The organism is Pseudomonas sp. K8 (assembly GCF_014889455.1).
Taxonomy (GTDB): Bacteria; Pseudomonadota; Gammaproteobacteria; order Pseudomonadales; family Pseudomonadaceae; genus Aquipseudomonas; species Aquipseudomonas veronii.
Genome location: NZ_VJWO01000002.1, coordinates 216134 through 229301 on the forward strand (window position 1 = coordinate 216134; position 13168 = coordinate 229301).

13 protein-coding genes are annotated in these 13168 nt (G+C 62.3%); 6 read left to right on the plus strand and 7 right to left on the minus strand.

All coding sequences use genetic code 11. From position 1 onward, the window contains the following. Nucleotides 1–86: 86 nt before the first annotated feature. Nucleotides 87–1313, plus strand: coding sequence for a TIGR03862 family flavoprotein (locus tag INT12_RS02380; RefSeq protein WP_193040354.1), 1227 nt, complete (start codon nucleotides 87–89; stop codon nucleotides 1311–1313). Nucleotides 1314–1436: 123 nt separating this feature from the next. On the opposite strand, the gene INT12_RS02385 is transcribed toward INT12_RS02380, so the two are convergent. Together INT12_RS02385 and yedA are read right to left on the minus strand one after the other, a co-directional pair. Next, nucleotides 1437–2771, minus strand: coding sequence for a DEAD/DEAH box helicase (locus INT12_RS02385; RefSeq protein ID WP_017848302.1), 1335 nt, complete (start codon nucleotides 2769–2771; stop codon nucleotides 1437–1439). A 60-nt stretch (nucleotides 2772–2831) separates the two neighbouring features. After that, a complete protein-coding gene (gene yedA / locus INT12_RS02390; RefSeq protein ID WP_193058748.1) occupies nucleotides 2832–3728 on the minus strand; it encodes a drug/metabolite exporter YedA in 897 nt (298 codons plus the stop codon). Between the two features lie 160 nt (nucleotides 3729–3888). On the opposite strand from yedA, the gene INT12_RS02395 reads away from it, so the two are divergent. Further along, complete coding sequence (locus INT12_RS02395) at nucleotides 3889–4350, plus strand: Lrp/AsnC family transcriptional regulator (RefSeq protein ID WP_046381959.1); 462 nt, start codon at nucleotides 3889–3891, stop codon at nucleotides 4348–4350. A 175-nt stretch (nucleotides 4351–4525) separates the two neighbouring features. On the opposite strand, the gene INT12_RS02400 is transcribed toward INT12_RS02395, so the two are convergent. Beyond that, nucleotides 4526–4822 (minus strand): DUF6124 family protein, encoded by a 297-nt coding sequence (locus INT12_RS02400; protein WP_017848305.1) that lies wholly within the window; start codon nucleotides 4820–4822, stop codon nucleotides 4526–4528. Between the two features lie 752 nt (nucleotides 4823–5574). On the opposite strand from INT12_RS02400, the gene INT12_RS02405 reads away from it, so the two are divergent. Continuing rightward, nucleotides 5575–5847, plus strand: a complete 273-nt coding sequence (locus tag INT12_RS02405; RefSeq protein ID WP_017848306.1) for an acyl carrier protein — start codon at nucleotides 5575–5577, stop codon at nucleotides 5845–5847. 174 nt (nucleotides 5848–6021) lie between these two features. Here the strand turns inward: INT12_RS02405 and INT12_RS02410 are convergent, their stop codons facing one another. The 3 genes from INT12_RS02410 to INT12_RS02420 form a co-directional block, all read right to left on the minus strand. Next, nucleotides 6022–6633 (minus strand): PolC-type DNA polymerase III, encoded by a 612-nt coding sequence (locus INT12_RS02410; protein ID WP_017848307.1) that lies wholly within the window; start codon nucleotides 6631–6633, stop codon nucleotides 6022–6024. 46 nt (nucleotides 6634–6679) lie between these two features. Next, nucleotides 6680–7156, minus strand: a complete 477-nt coding sequence (locus INT12_RS02415) for an NYN domain-containing protein (RefSeq protein WP_017848308.1) — start codon at nucleotides 7154–7156, stop codon at nucleotides 6680–6682. A gap of 128 nt (nucleotides 7157–7284) precedes the next feature. Further along, nucleotides 7285–8049 (minus strand): DUF2076 domain-containing protein, encoded by a 765-nt coding sequence (locus INT12_RS02420; RefSeq protein WP_193058749.1) that lies wholly within the window; start codon nucleotides 8047–8049, stop codon nucleotides 7285–7287. Between the two features lie 181 nt (nucleotides 8050–8230). Here INT12_RS02420 and INT12_RS02425 point away from each other — a divergent pair, with 181 nt between their 5' ends. Both INT12_RS02425 and INT12_RS02430 read left to right on the plus strand, forming a co-directional pair. After that, nucleotides 8231–8890: a YciC family protein gene (locus INT12_RS02425; RefSeq protein ID WP_017848310.1), complete on the plus strand. Its 660-nt coding sequence runs from the start codon at nucleotides 8231–8233 to the stop codon at nucleotides 8888–8890. Between the two features lie 40 nt (nucleotides 8891–8930). Continuing rightward, nucleotides 8931–10019, plus strand: coding sequence for an endonuclease/exonuclease/phosphatase family protein (locus tag INT12_RS02430; protein WP_017848311.1), 1089 nt, complete (start codon nucleotides 8931–8933; stop codon nucleotides 10017–10019). A gap of 32 nt (nucleotides 10020–10051) precedes the next feature. Here the strand turns inward: INT12_RS02430 and hrpB are convergent, their stop codons facing one another. Continuing rightward, on the minus strand, nucleotides 10052–12559 hold the full coding sequence (gene hrpB, locus INT12_RS02435; RefSeq protein ID WP_193039723.1) for an ATP-dependent helicase HrpB: 2508 nt from the start codon (nucleotides 12557–12559) through the stop codon (nucleotides 10052–10054). Nucleotides 12560–12742: 183 nt separating this feature from the next. Between hrpB and INT12_RS02440 the strand changes: the two genes are divergently transcribed. Next, nucleotides 12743–13162, plus strand: coding sequence for a polyribonucleotide nucleotidyltransferase (locus tag INT12_RS02440; protein ID WP_193039724.1), 420 nt, complete (start codon nucleotides 12743–12745; stop codon nucleotides 13160–13162). The last annotated feature ends 6 nt before the right edge of the window (nucleotides 13163–13168 follow it).

The following is a 13168-nucleotide window of genomic DNA, read 5'->3' on the forward strand; positions in this document are numbered from 1 at the left end:
GTAGGAAGCTGTACGTTTTTTGATCAGGAACTTGCGCCGTCCTCGGGTAGAATGCTCGGCCTATTCACGCGACCGTAGCCCTGCCCATGCCTCAGACCCCTGCCCAACACGTCACCATTATCGGCGGCGGCCCTGCCGGCCTGATGGCCGCTGAAATCCTGAGCCAGGCGGGCCTGCGGGTGGACGTGTACGACGGCATGCCCTCGGTGGGGCGCAAGTTCCTGCTGGCCGGTGTGGGCGGCATGAACATCACCCATTCCGAGGCTTACCCGGCGTTCCTGTCACGCTATGCCGAACGTGCGCCGCAGATGGCGCCGTTGCTGCGTGCGTTTGGTGCGCAAGCGCTGTGCGAATGGATTCATGGCCTGGGCATCGACACCTTTGTCGGCACCTCCGGCCGGGTGTTTCCCACAGACATGAAAGCCGCCCCGCTGTTGCGTGCCTGGCTCAAGCGCCTGCGCGACCACGGCGTGGTTATCCACACCCGCCATCGCTGGCTGGGCTGGAGCGCGGACGGCGGTTTACTTATCCACAGCCCGGACGGCGAAAAAACCATCCACAGCGACGCCGTGCTGCTTGCCCTTGGCGGCGGCAGTTGGTCGCGCCTGGGCTCCGACGGCACCTGGCTCAAGCGGCTGGAAGCTAAAGGCGTGCCCTGCGCGCCGTTACAGCCGAGTAATTGTGGCTTCGAGGTGTCGGCCTGGAGCGAACTGATGGTCAGCAAATTCGCTGGCGCACCGTTGAAAAACGTCGCTATCGGCCTGGGAGATGACAAGCCGCGCCTCGGCGAATGCGTGATCACCGCCAGCGGTATCGAGGGCAGCCTGATCTATGCGCTGTCGGCACCGATTCGTGAGGCGATCAATCGCAATGGCGCCGCCACGGTGCACATCGACCTGCTGCCGAGCAAGCCGCTGGACAAGGTCCAGGCCGCCTTGGCCAAGCCGCGTGGGTCGCGCTCGATGAGCAAGCATCTGCACAGTCAGTTGGGGTTGGATGGGGTCAAGGCGGCGTTGTTGCGTGAGCTGGCACCCGCCGAACACTTCAACGACCCGGCGCAATTGGCTGTGGCTATCAAGGCATTGCCCCTGAGCCTGGTGAAAACCCGGCCGATGGATGAAGCGATCAGTACGGCGGGCGGTGTGCCGTTTGAGGCGCTGGATGAGCAGTTGATGCTCAAGCAATTGCCGGGGGTGTTTTGTGCGGGGGAGATGCTGGACTGGGAGGCGCCGACCGGCGGGTATTTGCTGACGGGGTGTTTTGCCAGTGGCAGAGCGGCCGGGCGGGGGATGTTGGAGTGGCTTAAGCGCTGAGATCTGTGGTGAATTCAAAGCCGTCGTCGGGGGCAAGCCCCCTCCCACATTTTGAATGTATTCACAGATCAAAACTGTGGGAGGGGGCTTGCCCCCGATGAGGCCATCAGCCACGCCGCAAAATCACTTCTTCTTACGCGGCCCGGTATTGAACACCGGCACCTTGCGCACCGGCTTGATCGACGGCTCGGCAGGCGCAACCTCGCCACTGTCCACCCACTTGCCCAGGTTGCGCTTGCCGCCACCACCGGAAGCCTTGGGCTTCTTCGGCTTTTTCGGTTTCTTCACCACTTGCCCACTGGCATCGGTGTCCGGCACGCGGTGTTCCGGCTCGAAATCCTGTTCCATATGCCGGGTCAAGGTCTGACGCGTGAGCATCTCGATGGCCGACAGCATGTTCACTTCATCGGCGCACACCAGGGAAATCGCCTCGCCGGTGTTGCCCGCGCGGCCGGTGCGGCCGATACGGTGGATGTAGTCTTCAGCCACAATCGGCAGGTCGAAGTTGACCACCAGCGGCAGGTCTTCGATATCCAGGCCACGGGCCGCCACGTCGGTGGCCACCAGGATCTGCACGTCGCTCGACTTGAAGCGGTCCAGCGCGCGTTGGCGGGTCGCCTGCGGCTTGTCGCCGTGGATGCCGTCAGCATTGATGCCCAGGCCCTGCAGCTTATCCACCAACGCGTCCACGCCGTTACGGGTCTTGGCGAACACCAGCACCTGCTTCCAGCGGCCCTTGCGCATCAGGTGGACAAACAGCTCCGGCTTGCGCTTCTTGTCCACCGGCACCACCCATTGCTTGACGGTATTGGCGGCGACGTTGCGCGGGCTGACTTCGATGCTCAGCGGGTCGTTGAGCATTTGCCCGGCGAGCGTGCGGATTTCATCGGAGAAGGTCGCGGAGAACAGCAGGGTCTGGCGCTTTTTCGGCAGCATGCGGTAAATATTCGCCAGCTCCTCGGAGAAGCCCAGGTCGAGCATGCGGTCGGCTTCGTCGAGCACCAGGGTTTGCAGCTGATTGAGTTTCAGCGCGTTCTGACGAAACAGGTCGATCAGGCGGCCAGGCGTGGCGACCAACACGTCGACGCCTTTGCGCAGCTTCATCATCTGCGGGTTGATGCTCACGCCGCCGTACACCGCGTAGGTGGTGAGTGGCAGGTGCTGGGCATACTCAGCAACGCTGGCGTGAACCTGCTCGGCCAGCTCGCGGGTCGGGCACAGAATCAGCGCACGCGCCGAGTTGGCAGCGACTTTCGGCCCTTCCATGGTCAGCAGTTGCAGGAGCGGCACGGCGAAAGCAGCGGTCTTGCCGGTGCCGGTCTGGGCAGCGGCCATCAGGTCGCGGCCGGCCAGCACCGCCGGAATGGCTTGCGCCTGCACCGGCGTCGGGGTCTGGTAGCCGAGCGTCTCAAGGGCGCGCTGCAAGGGTTCGATCAGGCCAAGTGTGGCGAAAGTCATGTGGTTACCGTAGGGGAAATTCAGCGCCTAAGCGGGTAAAAAGGCGTTATGCGCGGCAGTTTACCTTATTTTCGGCCCAGGCTTTCGCCACTGGGGCAGGCTGATCAACAGCACGGCGCTGATGATCACCAACATGGCCAGTGCCTCTTCGATGCCGATGGACTCGCCGACAAACACGATCCCCAACAACACCGCCACCGCCGGGTTCACATAGGCATAGCTGGTCGCGGCAGCCGGACGCACGTGCTTGAGCAGGTACATATACGCGTTGAAGGCGATGATCGAACCGAACACCGTCAGGTAGGCCAGGGCCAGCCAGCCCTCCAGCGGCGGCATGGCTTGCAGGTGCTCACCGGACACCGCGCTGCCGAGCAACAGGGCCGCACCGGCCACCAGCATCTCCGCCGCACTGGCCATGGCGCCCTGGGGCAGCGGCAGTTGCCGGCTCCACACCGAACCGAACGCCCACGAGGCGGCGGCAAACAGCAATAAAGCCGCGCCGATCGGGCTCGATTGCAAGGTGCTGCCCATGTTGAGCATGGCAATGCCGATAATGCCCAGGATCACCCCCGCCCACTCCAGACGGGTATTACGCGCGCCCCAGAAATAACCGCACAGCAAGGTGAACAGCGGCACGGTCGCCACGGCCAGCGCAGCGACACCGGACGACACCCCCGCGTGCTCCGCCAACGTGACGCCGCCATTACCGAAAGTGAGCAGCAAAATCCCGATCATCCCGGCAGACTTCCATTGCACCCACGTCGGCGCTGGCACTCCACGCCAGCGCAAAAACGCGTACATCAGCGCCCCCGCCGTACAGAACCGAATCCCCGCCAGCAACAGCGGTGGCCAGTACTCCACACCGATCCGGATCACCAGGTAGGTAGACCCCCAAATCACATACCGCGCAAAAAAGGCGGCGATCAACGGTAAGGGAAAGCGACGTGGGCCAGGCATTGGGCAGCTCTGCGGCAGAAAAAGAGAGGCTTATTCTAAAAAGACAGGTGCATAAACATAAGTTACAAAACCTGTTTAAACCGCCCATACACTTTTCAAAGCATGGTTATGAGGGCTATAAACCATGCTTTCGAAAGCCACCTGACGCTGGAGCCTTTTCATGGACAAATACGACCGCATGCTCCTCAGCGCCCTGCTCGAAGACGGCCGCGCGTCCTACGCGCAACTCGCGCGCACGGTCAACCTCTCCGCCCCCGCCGTGGCCGAGCGCGTGGCCAAGCTGGAAGCCAGCGGCGTGATCACCGGCTACCAGGCCAAGGTGGACCTGTCCAAAGTGGGTTTGCCGATCCAGTGCGTGATCGAACTGCGCCTGACCAACCATGGCAGCCAGAAGGTGTACGACGCCCTGGCCGAAATCCCCGAACTGACCGAATGCCACCGGGTCACGGGCGATCCGTGCGTGATCATGCAAGCGGCGGTAGGCACCATGCCGGAGCTGGAGAGTTTGATTAATCGGATAGCGAAGTTCGGGTTCAGCAAGACCTCGATCATTTTGTCGAGCGCGATAGAGCGGCGGGTGCCGTTGGGGCAGTTGGAGGGGAATGGGAAAAGTGGTGGCTGATCCAGCGCCATCGGGGGCAAGTCAAATCGTCGCACCGCCCTTCCCACTTTGATGGATGAACACAGTCAAAATGTGGGAGGGGGCTTGCCCCCGATAGCAGTGGATCAGTCAGCTTATGTGTAGCTGACCCACCGCAATCGGGGGCAAGCCCCCTCCCACATTCGTTATGTGTGGTTCAACGAGGTTGCACACACTCCAGCGCCCGATCCACCACTCCCTTCGCCATTTCCACCAAATGCATCACCGCACGCTGCTGCGCGTTCATCGCCTCACCCGGCAAGTGCGCAGTTTTCACCGCGCAATGCAGCAAGTCCGCCGCATGGGCGAGGGCATCTTCTAGGCTCAGGTTGTCATTCAGGATGAAGGTGGGTGCATCCGGGGCGGACGCTTTGAGGTAGTAGTCGATGGCGCGGCGGTTGAGCAGGGCGTCTTCGCTCAAGAAGTCTGGTGGATCGGGGGTGACTTTGACCATGGTGTAATTCCTCTGAAGTAAGAGGCCGTCACCGTTCGCTTGCACGCGAATGAGGGTGGCAGCTGTACGCAGGTGTGCAAGACCGGGGCAAAGGAAACCCGGCAGACCCCGAAGGTCTCCAGCGCACAGCCGCCATAACAGATAAACGCCGACCACTAAAAACCAGGCGTTGAGATGTAGGGCGCTAGTGCACCTTTGCGAACCGGACTTGCACGTCCGATCATCGATGATTCGATGACGAGGCGAGACTAGCTACCTGATCCGAGGGGCGCAAGGCCGTGGAATTCTCTAGGAAACGTCCCGCAAATGAAAGGGATTGGTCTTGCTTGCCACTAAAACATCAGTTCTTTGTGGAGGCTTTTAGCGGTCTTCTGAAACGTCAGTAGGCTAAGCGCTACTGCTTCGTCGGACCTTTCTGGTTTTTCCCGCCAACCACCAATCGCCCTTTGCTGAAACTTACTATCCGCCTGTCATTTACGTACAGGGACTACGGCATGCAGGAAAGCGATCTTCATACAGCAATCATGCGAAGCAAGTTTGAGCTCGAAAGCAAGGGCATCGATTTCGGCTCAACTTCAAGCATGGCGTTTCATATGGGAAACACAATGACAAGCTGCCCGGCAGTCATGGCTTTGCCTAATTCGCCAGGCCGGACCCATGGCGCCAGATCGGGCGAGGCATTCCCTTCGTGGCTGCGGGGTTGGCTGTCTTTGATCTAATCAGTATTGGTAAGTGTGCCTACGAGGCAAGAAATGGAAAGTAATCTGACCCGAGCCGAGATCAGCGAAAAGGTCATTCAACTGTTCGTCGATATCATCGGCTTCATCGACCGCAGCCAGGTGACGGAACAAACGGATTTCATCCATGACTTCAAGATCATCGATGACGATTTGACTTGCTTTGTCATGCAGATCAAGTGGCAATTCAAACTGCGCGCGACGCAGGCAGATTGGGATCACATCACCACCCTTGAGCAAATTGTCGACTTGATCGTTCAGCGTTCAAATCTGCAGTGCGGCCTCTGACGCCATCGGGGGCAAGTCGAATCGTCGCACCGCCCTCCCACTTTGATGGATGAACACAGTCAAAATGTGGGAGGAGGCTTGCCCCCGATAGCAGTGGATCAGTCAGCTTATGTGTAGCTGACCCACCGCAATCGGGGGCAAGCCCCCTCCCACATTTTGAACGGCGTTGTTCTATCAGAACCCGCGATGCTTCTTCAAATGCTCATTGATCTTCGCCGCCGGGACTTTCTGCAAGGTACACAGCAGGTCGTGGGACAGCTCGCGCAAGCCATGGGTCCGTCGCAGTTGCTCGGCCAGGTGCGCCGTCAGGTTAGCCGCCATCTCCGCATCGGCCATGGCCCGGTGAGCCTGGCCGGTGTGGGGCAGTTGGGCGTAGCTGTTGAGGGTGCCGAGTTTGTGGTTGGGTGCAGCCGGCATGAGGCGGCGGGCCAATAGCAGCGAGCAGGCGAATTTTTGCAGGCGGGTGCGGCGGATCAGGCCCAGTTCGAAGTCCCAGAACTTCTGGTCGAACGCGGCGTTGTGCGCCAGCAGCGGTGTGGTGCCGACGAACTCGTTGACTTCGTTCATCACCCGCTCGGCCGGCGGCGCGCTGCGCAGCATGGCGTTGCTGATGCCGGTGAGCTGTTCGATAAAGCCCGGCACGCGCACACCTGCGTTCATCAGGCTCTGGTAGCGGTCCACGATCTGGCCACGTTCGAGGATGACCACCGCGATTTCCGTGGCCCGGCAGTGGCTGCTCGGGGTGATGCCGGTGGTTTCAAAGTCGATGACCGCTATACGTTCCAAACCTGTTCCAACTCCGTCTAAGCATTTATCTATTGAACCGCAGCGCTTATTTGAGCAGCAACGCGCCTTCGATCGGCACGTAGCGGCTGGCGGCGCGTATCAGTGAGTTGGCCGTCAGCCCCGGCACGCCGTAGGCCACGGCTTCAACGCCATGCTTGTGGATGATGCGGTCGAGCAGCATGTCGAAATCACCGTCGCCGGAAGCCAACACCACTTCGTCAACGTTAGCGGCGGCGTCCATGATGTCGATGGTGATGCCCACGTCCCAGTCGCCCTTGGCCGAGCCGTCGCTGCGCTGGATGTAGGGCTTGAGCTTCACGGTAAAGCCCAGGTTGCGCAGGATCTGCTGGAATTGCTGCTGCTTGCTGTCACCACGGTCGATGGCATAGGCATACGCCTCGACGATCTGCCCGCGCGAGCTGATGTCAGCCCACAGGGCGGCGTAGTTGAAGTGGCAGCCATACGCCTGGCGCACGGTGTAGTAGAGGTTTTGTACATCGGCGAACACTGCAATTTTCTTCACCGCACTTCCCCATGACTGCCGCTTGGACCCCGGACGCGAAGGTCCGCAAAGGTTGCCAGTATGCCAGCCACGGGAAAGTTTCCGGGAAAAATCAGCCCGGGGCGGCAAAGCGCCCCGGCCTGGATGCGTCAGACGAAGGAATCGTCGTCGTCGAAGGAGGACGAGTTGTCGGAATAATCACTGTCCGCGAAGCTGTCGGAATTGTTGCTGCCCCAGTTGTCATTGCCAGCAAACTTCTGGTCATCGTTGCCCCAGTTGCTGTTGTCACTGGCAGGCGCGGGCACTTCACGGATGATTTCTTCCACCACTTGCGGCTGTTGCGAGTTGTGGTTGAACAGGCTGCTGATACCTTCCGCCAGCATCACACCACCGGCCACACCCGCTGCGGTTTTCAGGGCGCCACCGAGAAAGCCACTGCCGATGGGGGCGGCGGCGGGTTGTTGCGGCTGTTGGTAATTCTGCTGCGGGGCGGCGTAGTTTTGTTGCGGTGCAGGTTGTCCGAAAGACGGCCGAGCCGGTTCACGCCAACCGCCGCCGGATGAGGCCGGAGCGCTCTGTGGCGGTTGCGCGTCACGGGAACCGCCGCCGAAAATGCTCGACAGAAAGCCACCGCTGCTCGGCGCCGGTTGTGCCGCCTGGGACTTGGCCCGCTGCAGCTCGTCCTGCAATTGCTGGATCTGTTGCGCCTGCTGCTTGTTCTGCGCGTCGAGGCTCTTGAGCGCGTGTTCCTGCACCAGGATCGACTGGGTCATGTAGTACCCGGCCGCCGGTTGGCGCGTCATATGCTCCTTGATCCGCGCTTCGGCCTGCGCGTCGCGGGGGGCTGAGTCCGTTTCGGCCTGTTGCAGCCGTGAAAACAGTCCATCGATCAGGGTTTGCTCTTCGCTGTTCATGGCGACCTCGTTAGATTGCCGGTAGAAATCATGGTCCGGCCTGTGATCAGGCTCGGTCCTGCTAGTTATGGGGGTGTTACCAGTTGTTTCAATGGTCTTTACTCAAGGTTTACGTTTGCTTGCTCACGGCACCTATCGGTTAAAGTGTGCCCCTGCTTTTTTTCGGCCTGTGATGACTCTGATGAATCCGTTAGATGTGCTGCGCGACTCCCTCCGTTTCACCCAGCGCAACCTGGGCGCCATCGTCCAGCTGTGCCTGCCGCTGGTGATCCTCGAAGCCCTGCTGCAACAGGTGCTCGACCACACGCTCGGCCCGGATGCCTTCCCCGGCTACAGCGTGGTGGTGGGGTTGCTGGTGTATCCGCTGTACACCGGGGCGCTGATCCTGTTTCTCGACGCCCGCACCCGTGGCGAATCGCCGCGCACCAAGGATGTATGGGCCATGGCCCTGACGCTGTGGCCGCGCTTCGCCCTGCTGACGGCGATGAGCACCCTGCTGATATTGCTCGGGCTGTCGCTGTATTTCCTGCCGGGCCTGTGGCTGATGGTGGTGCTGGCGTTCGCCGAGTACCTGCTGGTGCTGCGCGGCATGTCCGCACTGGCGGCGATGAAGGAAAGTTTGCGTCTGACCCGCGGGCATTTCTGGCGAATCCTGGTGTGCCTGCTGTGCGTAATGACGCCACTGTGGCTGCTCAAAGGCGCCAGCATGGCCGCGTATCCCGAGCCCGCGCCGTTGCTGGGCGTGCTGATCGACAGCGCGCACAGCTTCCTGCAGCTGTTTACCAGTGTGGTGCTGTTCCGTTTATTTATGCTGATCGGTGGCGACGCCGACGTGCGGTGATATGCTCCGTGTCACCTCTGACACGCTATAAGCCGAGCCGATGACCCGTTTATTGCGCCTCACCTTGCTGGGCCTGCTGATCATCGCGGGCCTGCTGACGGCCCTGATCTACAGCCTGACCTGGCGCCCCGCCGACAAGCAAACCCTGCCCGTGAGCTGCATCGCGCCACGTGCGCCGACCCTGCTGCCCGGGCAGGCGCTCAAGGTGATGACCTGGAACGTGCAGTACCTGGCCGGCAAGAACTACGTGTTCTGGTACGACACCGCCGACGGCAGCGGCCCGGACGACCGCCCCACCGTCGAAGACATGGCCTTCAGCCTCGACGAAGTGGCCCGGGTGATTCGCGACGAACAGCCCGACATCCTGCTGTTGCAGGAACTCGACGAAGGCGCCAAGCCGTCCCACTACCAGGATCAGGTGGCGCTGCTGCAAGAGCGGCTCGTCGATCTCTACCCCTGCAGCGCCCAGGCCTTCGACTGGAAAGCCGACTTTATCCCCAACCTGCATATTTTCGGCAGCGTCGGCCGCAAGCTGGTGACCCTGAGCCGCTACCAGATCGAACACGCCGAACGCCTGCAACTGCCCGTACCGCCCGCGGATTTCATCAGCCGTCAGTTCCAACCCAAACCGGCGTTGCTGCTGACCTATCTGCCCTTGAGCGACGGCGGCCAACTGGCGGTGCTCAACACTCGCCTGGAGGGCGACGCACCCGGGCGCAGTGCGGTGCAAGCACAAGTCCAGGCCACGGTGAAACTGCTGGATAAGTTCGAAAGCCGCGGTACGCCGTGGTTGATCGGTGGGGATTTCAATTTGCTGCCGCTGGGGCAATTCCTGCGCCTGGATGCCGGTAAACGCGGGCAGTATTCACCGGACAGCGAACTGCATCTGCTGTGGGACAAATACCCGATGATCCCGAGCAACAGCGAATCCACCGGGATTGATCGTGAGCAGTGGCTGACGCACTTTCCGAATGACCCGAGCCTGGACGGGCCGGATCGCACCGTCGATTACCTGTTCTACAGCTCGCGGATCAAGCGTGTAGAAGCCAAGGTGCGCCAGGCGGATACGTTGCGCATTTCCAACCATCTGCCGGTCATCGCCCGCTTCCTGCTGCCCGCCGCGCAATAACCGCCCCTCCCACATTTGAGTCGCGGTCACGCTTACTTGCGGGGTTTGATTCGGGCGGTGGCCTCGGCCACCAACGGGTCATCCGGCCAGTAATGTTTGGGATAGCGCCCTTTCAGATCTTTCTTCACCTCGGCGTAGGTACTGCGCCAGAAGTTCGCCAGATCCTGGGTCACCTGCACCGGCCGTCGCGCCGGGGACAGCAGGTGCAACTTGACCACCTGGCGCCCGCCGGCAATGCGCGGTGTATCCGCCAGGCCGAACAATTCCTGCAGGCGCACCGCCAGAATCGGCGGATGCTCGCTGTAGTCCAAGCGCACCGACGAACCCGACGGCACTTTCAAATGGTGCGGTGCCAGTTCGTCCAGGCGTTGGGGCAACGGCCAGGGCAACAGGTTGTGCAGGTAGCTGGAAATATCCAGATTGGCGAAATGACTGAGGCGCGAGACCTTGCCCAGGTAAGGCATCAGCCAGTGCTCCAGGCCGGCGAGCAAGGCGCTGTCGCTGACGTCGGGCCATTCGCTGGTGTTGCCGGTGTCCAGCTGGCGCAGCAACATCACACGGGCCTGCCATTGGCGCAGTTCCGGCGTCCAGGGCAACAGCTCCAGGCCTTTGCGCCGGACCAGGTTGACCAGCGCCTGGCTGCGGGCGTTTTCGTCGAGGCCGCTGAGGGGTTCGCGGCTGAGCACCAGTTCGCCGACTTTGCGTTGGCGCTCGGCGCGCAGCACGCCTTCGCGCTCGTCCCAATCCAATTGGTCGACGGTGCGTACTTGTTCGGCGAGGACCGTGTCGAACAGCGCCGGATCAAAATCCGCCGCCAGGTAGATGCGTTCTTCGCGCTGGCCCTGGCGGCTGCCCAGGTCGGCAATCACCAGCCAGGCTTGTTTCATCAGGCTATCGGCCTCGGCGAACAAGGCGGCGCGGCCATTGGCCAGGCGGTATTCGGCGCCGCCGGGGCGGCGTTGTTGGGCCACGCGGTCGGGATAGGCCAACGCCAGCAGCGCGCCAAGCCAACGCGGGTGTTCGGGGTCGGCCACCGGCTGGGTCGCCTGGCCGCGCAAATAGCCGCGATATTGCCGGGCCAACTGCTTGGCGCGCTGAACACCACCCTGAGTGCCCCGCGCGCGTTCTTCACCGGACAATAACGCCAGGCGACTGTGCAGATCCGCGCCGCCCCCGCGCAGGATATCGCGCTCGCCCAGCAGCGCGGCGACATCACACGCGCTGGCCGCCAGCCCCAGATCCTGCCCGCGCAGCAGCAGATGGGCGATGCGCGGATGGGCCGGCAGCTCGGCCATCTTCTGGCCGTGGGCGGTCAGTTTGTCGTCATTCAAGGCGCCGAGGCGTTGCAGCAGGTCCTGGGCCTGGGCATACGCGGCAGCGGGCGGCATGTCGAGCCACACCAACTGCGCGGGCGCAACGCCCCAACGCGCCAGTTGCAAGGCCAGCCCGGCGAGGTCGGCGGCGAGAATTTCCGCGCTGCCATAGGCGGCCAGGCCTTCGTGCTGGTCCTCGGACCACAAGCGATAGCACACGCCCGGTTCCAGGCGCCCGGCCCGGCCGGCACGCTGAGTGGCGCTGGCGCGGGAGATGCGCTGGGTGTCGAGGCGGGTCATGCCGCTGCCGGGGTCGAAACGCGGCACACGCGCCAACCCGGCGTCGATCACCACGCGCACGCCATCGATGGTCAGGCTGGTCTCGGCGATGTTGGTGGCCAGCACCACTTTGCGCTTGCCGGCGGGCGCCGGGTCGATGGCGGCACGCTGGGCGTTCAGGTCGAGTTCGCCATGCAGCGGGCAGAGCAGCACATCGCGGCGATCACCGAGCGCGTCCGCCAGTTGCTGGTTGACCCGGCGGATCTCCGCCTGGCCGGGCAGGAACACCAGCACGCTGCCGGTTTCGTCATGCAAAGCGTCGAGGATGGTCAGCACCAGGCGCGGCTCGATGAATTCACCGGCCTGGTACGGCCGCCCCCAGCGCATCTGCACCGGGAACATACGCCCTTCGCTGCGCAGGATCGGCGCGTTGTCCAGCAGCGCGGCCAGGCGCTCGCCTTCGAGGGTGGCGGACATCAGCAGGATTTTCAGCGGCTGCTCATCGCGAAACAGGTCGCGGCCATTCAGGCTCAGGGCCAGCGCCAGGTCGGCGTCGAGGCTGCGTTCGTGGAATTCGTCGAAGATCAGCAGGCCCACGCCGTCCAGCGCCGGGTCGTCCTGCAGGCGGCGGGTGAGGATGCCTTCGGTGACCACTTCGATGCGCGTGTTGGGCCCCACTTTACTGTCGAGGCGGATGCGATAGCCGACGGTTTCACCGACCTTTTCCCCCAGCTCGCTGGCCAGGCGCTCGGCGGCGGCGCGCGCAGCCAGGCGTCGGGGTTCGAGCATCAGGATGGTCTGCCCGGCCAGCCAAGGCTCATTCAACAAGGCCAAGGGTACGCGGGTGGTTTTACCGGCGCCGGGCGGTGCTTCCAGCACGGCTTCATGGCGATTCGCCAAGGCGTCACGCAGGGCGGGTAAAACATCATCGATCGGCAACGAATTCATACTGGCTCCAAAGCAGAGCAGCAAGTATAACGGCGAACTGTCGGATGCCGGTGGTGGTCTCCCGTAGGCGCGAGCCTGCTCGCGAAAAATCACAGAGCACCACGCACATTCAGGCAGCACGCGGTATCGTTAACGTCTTTCGCGAGTAAGCTCGCTCCTACAGTGACTGACAGGAGATTTTCCATGCGTATCGCTTCCCGTGTCATCGGCGGTGTCCTCGCCGTCACTCTGCTGAGCCAACTGACGGCCTGCGGTTCGATTTTCTATCCCGACCGCCGCGGCCAGATCGACGGCAAGATCGACCCGACGATTGCCGTGCTCGATGCCGTGGGCCTGCTGTTCTACGTGATCCCTGGCCTGATCGCCTTCGGCGTCGACTTCGCCACCGGCGCGATCTACTTCGAACCGGGCAAGACCGCACAAGTCGCCCCGGAGAAACTGCAGCAAGCCATCGGTGCCGACGGCAAGGTCGACACCACCAAGCTGCAGACCATCATCCAGCAGGAAACCGGTCGCACGCTGCCGCTGGACGACCCGCGCATGATCCAGTTCAAGGGCAGCGTGCAACAACTGGCGGCCCTCGGCTTACAACCGTCCGCCTAAGGATCT